Here is a 6,750-nt window from a genome sequence, read left to right as displayed (position 1 = left end):
CGGTACAGAGGGATAGCCGCAATATTATTATTACTATTAATCCCTTGACTTTTATCACCTTTCCAATTAAAGAATTCTCTGTTTCTACCTACTTAAAACTATTTACTCGTTCCCCAAAAAATCAGGAAAAACCCTAACTAGGGTTTGCGGCAAAAAGTTTGTTGGTGGGGGTAGGGTGTGGGGTGTGGGGTGTAGGGTTTTACCCATTTTCAGGCGGTCAATTACCTAATTTTCAGGGAAAAAGTCCAGGGATTTTCCCCCCAATCACTCCAATCGCTGGTACTTTTTGATTTCAAAAAAGTCTAAAAATATTATCCAACAAGGTTTTTAGATTTATTCAGCAAACCCTATCTAAGTTCCTCTAGTAACCAGAAGACCTGGTATTAATAGGTTGTTGGATGGTGAAACCTCGGTTAATACTTTGAGGTGGGACTTGATTGGGGGTGCCATTATTGTTAGGTGGCATTCCCTGATTAGGATAACCAGTGACGTTCGGTTGACTGCCGTAGACGGGGGGTTGATATACAGGGGGTTGATAATAGTTGGATTGGTTGCTAGAGCCGGAGACGGGGTTAGGGTTGGCATTATTCCAGGAGGGTAGGGGTTGAACATTTTGTTGTTCAGGGGAATAATTTCCCTGGGGGTTAACTTGATTCGGGCTGCCCCCGGGGTTGAGATTAGGAGAATTATTCAAGTTAGCAGTCCGCGAGCGATTTTCGATTTCCCTTTGTAAAGGATAATTGCTACTGTCGCCACTAATCGGTCGCAGTTGAATCGGTTGCAGACTTTTACTAGCCTTCGGTGCCTGATTTTGCTTAGTCTGCGGCATTAACGGCGCAAATAAGGAGGGTTTCTGGTTCTTATCGGGATTAGTATTTAGAGGATTAAAAGGCTGCGTCGAGGCCGGTTTGTTCAGGCGAGCGGTATTATTATGGGCAGGAATGGCTGGCAATGGTACAGTACTGGGGAGAGGAGTATCGGTAATCTGGTTAGCCCGGATTTCCCGCTCCTCCAAGGACATTCCTGGGGTATCTAATACCGAACCCAACCATTCAGGATTCTGTTGATATACCCACAAACCAATTAGAGCCAAGGAAAATATTCCTAACGGTAGCCAAAATAAAGGTTGGGCAAAGGGTTTTAATCCCGCCAGGAAATAGCGCATGGAAGAAGAATCTTTATAGTCACTCATACCGCTTAACCCTCTATAGGTTTTCCCCCATGCTATCAAATCATTAAGTAGTTAGGGTTGGCTGAAAAAGTTTTTCGTGGGGGCAGGGTGTGGGGTGTGGGGTGTGGGGTGTGGGGTTTTACCGACTTTGAGGTAGTCAGTTACCTAATTTTCAGAGAAAAAGTACCTCAATTTTCCCCCTGATCACTCCCATGCCTGGTACTTTTTGATTGACAAAAACTCTAAAAGCCTTATCCAACAAAGTTTTTAGATTTTTTCAGCAAGCCCTAGTTATCAGTGTTTTAGCCGTCAGCCTTGCACAACAGGTGACGCTTAGGTTGCTCCCAGTATTGCTGCTTACGAACAAAAGTATCGTCAAAGCTCAGGCTCTAGGTTTCAATCTTAAGAGTTTTCAGTTCCCCGTTCCCTGATACGGCGTAGAATGATAAGATTGTTTTCAAAGATACAATAGGCGTTTGTCTTCGCTAGAGAGTTTATGAAAGTTGGCGATCAAGTTCGTGTAATTGAGTCTGTGGTAGTTTATCACCATCCTGAACACAAATCGGATCCTTTTGACGTGAAAGGACTAGAGGGAGAGGTGAAAGGGATTGTCACCGAATGGCGTGGTAGGCCGGTTAGCGCCAACCTACCCGTCCTCGTCGAGTTCAGTAAAAAGTTTAAAGCCCATTTTCGAGATTTTGAGTTAGAAATCGTGGAAAAAGCCGCCGAATAGGGACTTTTTCGCTTATTTAAGCTACAAAGCGAATAAATTTATTTTTGCCCACCTGTAGGACTTTTCCCGTTAAAGCTTCGGCTGTCTCAAAACTTTTGTCCACATCGGTGATTTTCTCACTATCGATTCTGACTGCACCCCCCTGAATCTGTCTTCTCCCTTCGCCGCTACTTTTACATAAGCCGGTGGCCGCAAGAAGATAGAATAATTTCAGGGGAAAAGTGACCGCTGCTAGGGAAAATTCGGGTACAGAGGCCGCAGCTGCCGTATTTCCCTGTAGAACTATCTCCTGCGCTGTTTTTTGTGCCTTTAATGCCTCCTCTTCTCCGTGAAACTGGGCAACTACCTCGATCGCCAGTTGTTTTTGTGCCTCTCGCGGATTGCTCGCCATAGCATCTAAGGGCAAATTTGTCAATAGTTCGTAATAATCTTTTAACAAAGCGTCGGGGGTTTTTTCCAGTTTCGAGTACATGGACAGGGCCGATTCCCGCAATCCCACATAATTATTCAGGGATTTGGACATTTTTTGACTGCCATCGGTTCCGATTAAAATCGGTAAAAGTAGCCCGAATTGCGGTTTTTTACCGAAATATTTCTGCAAATCACGACCGACGGCAATATTAAATTTTTGATCAGTTCCTCCCAATTCGACATCGGCCTCGACAGCGACGGAATCATAACCCTGCATTAAGGGATAGAGAAATTCATGGAGAAAAATCGGGTTTTCCCGGTCGTAGCGTTCGGAAAAGCCTTCTTTTGCCAACATTTGCCCGACGGTCATGGTGGAGAGAAGTTCGAGAATTTGCGATAGGTCTAATTTCCCCAACCATTCCGAGTTATAGCGAATTTCTAGGCGATTAGGGGTGTTAAAATCTAAAATTGGGCGTAATTGTGCCAGATAATTCTCGGCATTGGCTCTCACTTCTTCGATGGTTAATTGTTTTCTAACTTCCGATTTTCCGGTCGGATCGCCGATTCTAGCGGTAAAATCACCAATAATCACCACTGCCACATGACCGGCATCCTGGAAAGCACGCAGTTTCCGAAAAGGGATACTATGACCTAGGTGAATATCGCTGCCGGTGGGGTCAATACCTAGTTTAATTCTTAAAGGGCGATCGGTGGTTTGCAGTAGTTGGGTTAAATTTTCCCTAGGATCTTGGGAGTCGGGTTGATGGGGGAATAAATCACTGGTTCCACGGGTTAACCAGTCTAGGGAGGAAGATACGGTCATTGTTGCTCATTTTCCACAGCCTTCCCATTATAGTTTTTTATTATGTCAAGTAACAAGCCAAAGGTAAATAAACTGGTATCTTCAATAAGAGTCGATAACATCTTGACAATTCTCCCGATCAAATATAGAGTCTTAAAATCTTCTTTTTCAAAATTATCAAAAAATTTCCCTGTCTTGAATTGCGATCAGATAAGCCGATGAATCCTAGTTTTAATAACTCTATCCCCGTGCAGAGGATCAAAGTTTCCGTAATTGTTTCTACCTATAAATCAGCGGAGTTTATCCAGGGTTGTTTAGAGGATTTAGTTACTCAAACTCTTTATGAAAAGGGAGAAGTAGAACTTATTATTATCGATAGTGCTTCCCCGGAGAATGAAGGGGAGATTATCCAAGAGTTTCAAGAAAATTATCCTAATATTATTTACCAGAGAACTAGAGAACGAGAAACCCTCTACCGCGCTTGGAATCGTGCTATTAAACTAGCTAGGGGTTCCTATATCACCAATGGGAATACTGATGATCGTCGCTGTTTTAATGCTCTGGAAATTATGGCTAATTATCTAGATAACAATAGAGAGATTAGCTTGGTTTATGCCGATCAATTAATTACCACCCTCAAAAATGATACTTTTGCCACCACCCCAGCTTTAAAACATTGGAATTGGCCAAATTACTCCTATCAACAGATGCGTCAAGGTTGTTGTGTGGGTTCTCAACCAATGTGGCGAAAAATGCTGCACGATAAATATGGTTATTTTCAGGAAAATTTTCGCTGTGCTGGTGATTATGAATTTTGGTTAAGAATCGGCATTCAAGGCGAAAAAATGGCTTTAATTCCTGAGATTTTAGGGTTATATTATTTAAATCTCCAAGGCTTAGAACATGGCAGTAATGGTCAAGCATTACAGGAACATTATCAAGTGTGTAAAATCTATAAAATTCCCCACCCAGACATTAAGGATATAGAAATTAAACCCAATCCAGTTAAGATGGAAGATTTAGGCATAATTTTACAGGAAGATGAGCGAGAAAAATTACAAACAATTCAAGCTATCTCCCAGAAGAGATGCCCAATTATTGTTATTGATGGCGTGATTTTTCAACTTGAGCAACGAAAATTAGCCAGGGTTTGGTCTTCAATTCTAGAGCATTGGAGTCAATTAGAATTTAGTCAACACATTGTTATTTTAGATAGAAATAACAGCGCACCAAGATGGGAAGAATTTAAATATTGGCCTGCAGAATCCTACGATTATAATTGTACGGGAAAGGATGCCAGAAAAATTCAAGCTATCTCCCGGAAAAGATGCCCAATTATTGTTATTGATGGCGTGATCTTTCAACTTAAGCAACGAAAATTAGCCAGAATTTGGTCTTCAATTCTAGAGCATTGGAGTCAATTAGAATTTAGTCAACACATTGTTATTTTAGATAGAAATAACACCGCACCAAGATGGGAAGAATTTAAATATTGGCCCGCGGAATCCTACGATTATAATTGTACGGGAAAGGATGCCAGAAAAATCCAAGATATTTGCGATCGCCTACAGGCAAATTTATTTATTTCCACTTTTTATACCAGTCCCTTAACCACTCCTTCTCTACTTTTGCTTGCTTCTGAGTTCCCAGAAGAAAACGGCAATTTACCAGTAGATTTAGAAAAACACTATGCAATTTTATCCGCTTCTAGAATCATCGCTTTTTCCTCTAATATCGCCCAAGATTTAAGAAAGTTATACCCCAAAATTACCCCCGAAAAGATTGATATTATCGAGTTTTTTGAAGTTAATCAAACAATAGCGGAAGAAATCACTAATTTTTTCCAGTATGCGCTCAGTGAAACTAAGGAATCAAGTCAGAATCAAGTCTGGTTAGAGTTAAGAAAATTACAGGAAGCACAACAGATAATGTATCTGAAACAACAGCAAGATTATCGTACTATAAAAGAGATGGAAATATCCCTAAAAGAATTAGAAAATAATCATAATTATCTCCAGAAAAATAATCAGGAATTACGGGAAGAAATTAACTATTTGTCCTCCCGTAAGGGAATAGTAAAAACCCTAGCGAAAACTTCTATTTTACTTCTTGCTAAGATCAAGAAAAAACTCCCAATATTTTAGGGAATTAAGAGAAAGTTTCCTAACAATGATCCGATCTTGGCACGGCAGTGCCTAAAAGTGGTAAAGTAATGTTAAGAATTAGAGGAGAAAACACTGTGCCACATTCGATCGTCACTGGAACTTGTGAAGGGGTTGCCGATTGCGTTTCCGCTTGTCCTGTTGCTTGCATCCATCCGGGACCGGGTAAAAATGTTAAAGGAACCGATTGGTATTGGATTGATTTTGCCACTTGTATCGACTGTGGTATCTGTCTACAAGTATGCCCCGTCGAAGGTGCAATTCTGCCACAAGAACGTCCCGATTTACAAAAAACTCCCTAATTTATCAGTTATCAGTTATCAGTTATCAGATGTAAGTTTTCAGTTCACTGATTACTGTTCACTGAAAATGCTTCCCACTTCCCAATTTATAATTCATATTACTGTCTCCTATCTCCTTTTTACCTTACCATGGATTATCTTTTAGAAGTTGAACAAGTTTATGCTGGTTATGTGCAGGATTTATACATATTGCAAGGGGTTAACTTTCGCATTGCACCGGGGGAATTAGTCACGGTTATCGGTCCCAATGGTGCGGGAAAATCCACCCTCGCTAAGACTATTTTTGGTTTATTAAAACCCAGTGCTGGAACTATCACTTTTAAGGGAAAAAATATCACTGGTTGGAAATCTAATCAAATCGTTCCCCTCGGTATGGGTTATGTTCCCCAAATTGCTAATGTTTTTCCATCCCTTAGCATCGAGGAAAATCTGGAAATGGGGGCTTTTACCAGTAAAAAAGCGATTAAACCCCTAAAAGAGCGCATTTATGCCATGTTTCCTCGTTTGGACGAGCGCCGTCGTCAGAAAGCTGGCACTTTATCCGGAGGAGAAAGACAGATGTTAGCCATGGGAAGAGCGCTGATGTTGCAACCAGATTTATTAATTCTCGATGAACCTTCGGCAGCTTTATCTCCTATCTTAGTAACCAGCGTTTTTGAACAGATAAAAGCGATTAATCAGACGGGAACTGCAATTATTTTAGTGGAACAGAATGCCAAAAAAGCCCTAATGATGTCCGATCGAGGTTATGTTTTAGAAAGTGGTCAAGATCGTTTTCAGGGATCGGGTCAAGATTTACTCAATAACCCGAAAGTAGGGGAATTATACCTCGGGGCGGCTTATCATGATGCCAAACGAGATGATTAGGAATTTGTTAAGGATTTAGGGGGATTTTGATTTCTTCCCAGAATTTAGCGATAGGATAGTAATTGAGTACAAATCTCTACGGCCCTGATGTCAAGGTGATAAGCCAGCAACCCCTAAATAGGGTCTGCTGAATAAATCTAAAAACCTTGTTGGGTAAGACTTTTAGGGTTTGCTGAATAAATCTAAAAACCTTGTTGGATAAGGCTTTTAGACTTTTTTTCCCTGAAAAAGTGCCTACCATTGGAGTGATTGGGGGGAAAATTTAGGGATTTTTTCCCTGAAAATTAGGTAATTGACCACCT

At 40.9% G+C, this 6,750-nt stretch carries 6 protein-coding genes and 1 pseudogene; 5 read left to right on the top strand and 2 right to left on the bottom strand.

What is annotated here, in order from left to right; all coding sequences use genetic code 11:
- Nucleotides 1–137, top strand: a pseudogene (locus PX481_RS01390) (bifunctional sterol desaturase/short chain dehydrogenase); the annotation flags it as partial.
- A 224-nt stretch (nucleotides 138–361) separates the two neighbouring features.
- Here the strand turns inward: PX481_RS01390 and PX481_RS01385 are convergent.
- Nucleotides 362–1,192 carry a hypothetical protein gene (locus PX481_RS01385; protein ID WP_002762900.1) on the bottom strand — a complete coding sequence of 277 codons (831 nt, stop codon included), beginning with the start codon at nucleotides 1,190–1,192 and terminating at the stop codon, nucleotides 362–364.
- Between the two features lie 475 nt (nucleotides 1,193–1,667).
- Between PX481_RS01385 and PX481_RS01380 the strand changes: the two genes are divergently transcribed.
- On the top strand, nucleotides 1,668–1,904 hold the full coding sequence (locus tag PX481_RS01380) for a ferredoxin-thioredoxin reductase variable chain (protein WP_288059891.1): 237 nt from the start codon (nucleotides 1,668–1,670) through the stop codon (nucleotides 1,902–1,904).
- 16 nt (nucleotides 1,905–1,920) lie between these two features.
- On the opposite strand, the gene tyrS is transcribed toward PX481_RS01380, so the two are convergent.
- Entirely contained in the window at nucleotides 1,921–3,138 is a 1,218-nt protein-coding gene (tyrS, locus tag PX481_RS01375) for a tyrosine--tRNA ligase (RefSeq protein WP_288093286.1), read from the bottom strand.
- Nucleotides 3,139–3,335: 197 nt separating this feature from the next.
- On the opposite strand from tyrS, the gene PX481_RS29995 reads away from it, so the two are divergent.
- From PX481_RS29995 to PX481_RS01360, 3 genes are all read left to right on the top strand, one after another.
- Nucleotides 3,336–5,261: a glycosyltransferase gene (locus PX481_RS29995; RefSeq protein WP_502888583.1), complete on the top strand. Its 1,926-nt coding sequence runs from the start codon at nucleotides 3,336–3,338 to the stop codon at nucleotides 5,259–5,261.
- Between the two features lie 95 nt (nucleotides 5,262–5,356).
- The gene (locus PX481_RS01365; protein WP_041804484.1) at nucleotides 5,357–5,581 is read left to right on the top strand and encodes a ferredoxin family protein; all 225 of its coding nucleotides are present in this window, start codon (nucleotides 5,357–5,359) and stop codon (nucleotides 5,579–5,581) included.
- Between the two features lie 129 nt (nucleotides 5,582–5,710).
- Nucleotides 5,711–6,448: an ABC transporter ATP-binding protein gene (locus PX481_RS01360; RefSeq protein WP_288024738.1), complete on the top strand. Its 738-nt coding sequence runs from the start codon at nucleotides 5,711–5,713 to the stop codon at nucleotides 6,446–6,448.
- Nucleotides 6,449–6,750: the final 302 nt, after the last annotated feature.

The organism is Microcystis sp. M53603_WE2, assembly GCF_030065435.1.
This window is presented reverse-complemented; position numbering and strand designations above follow the sequence as displayed.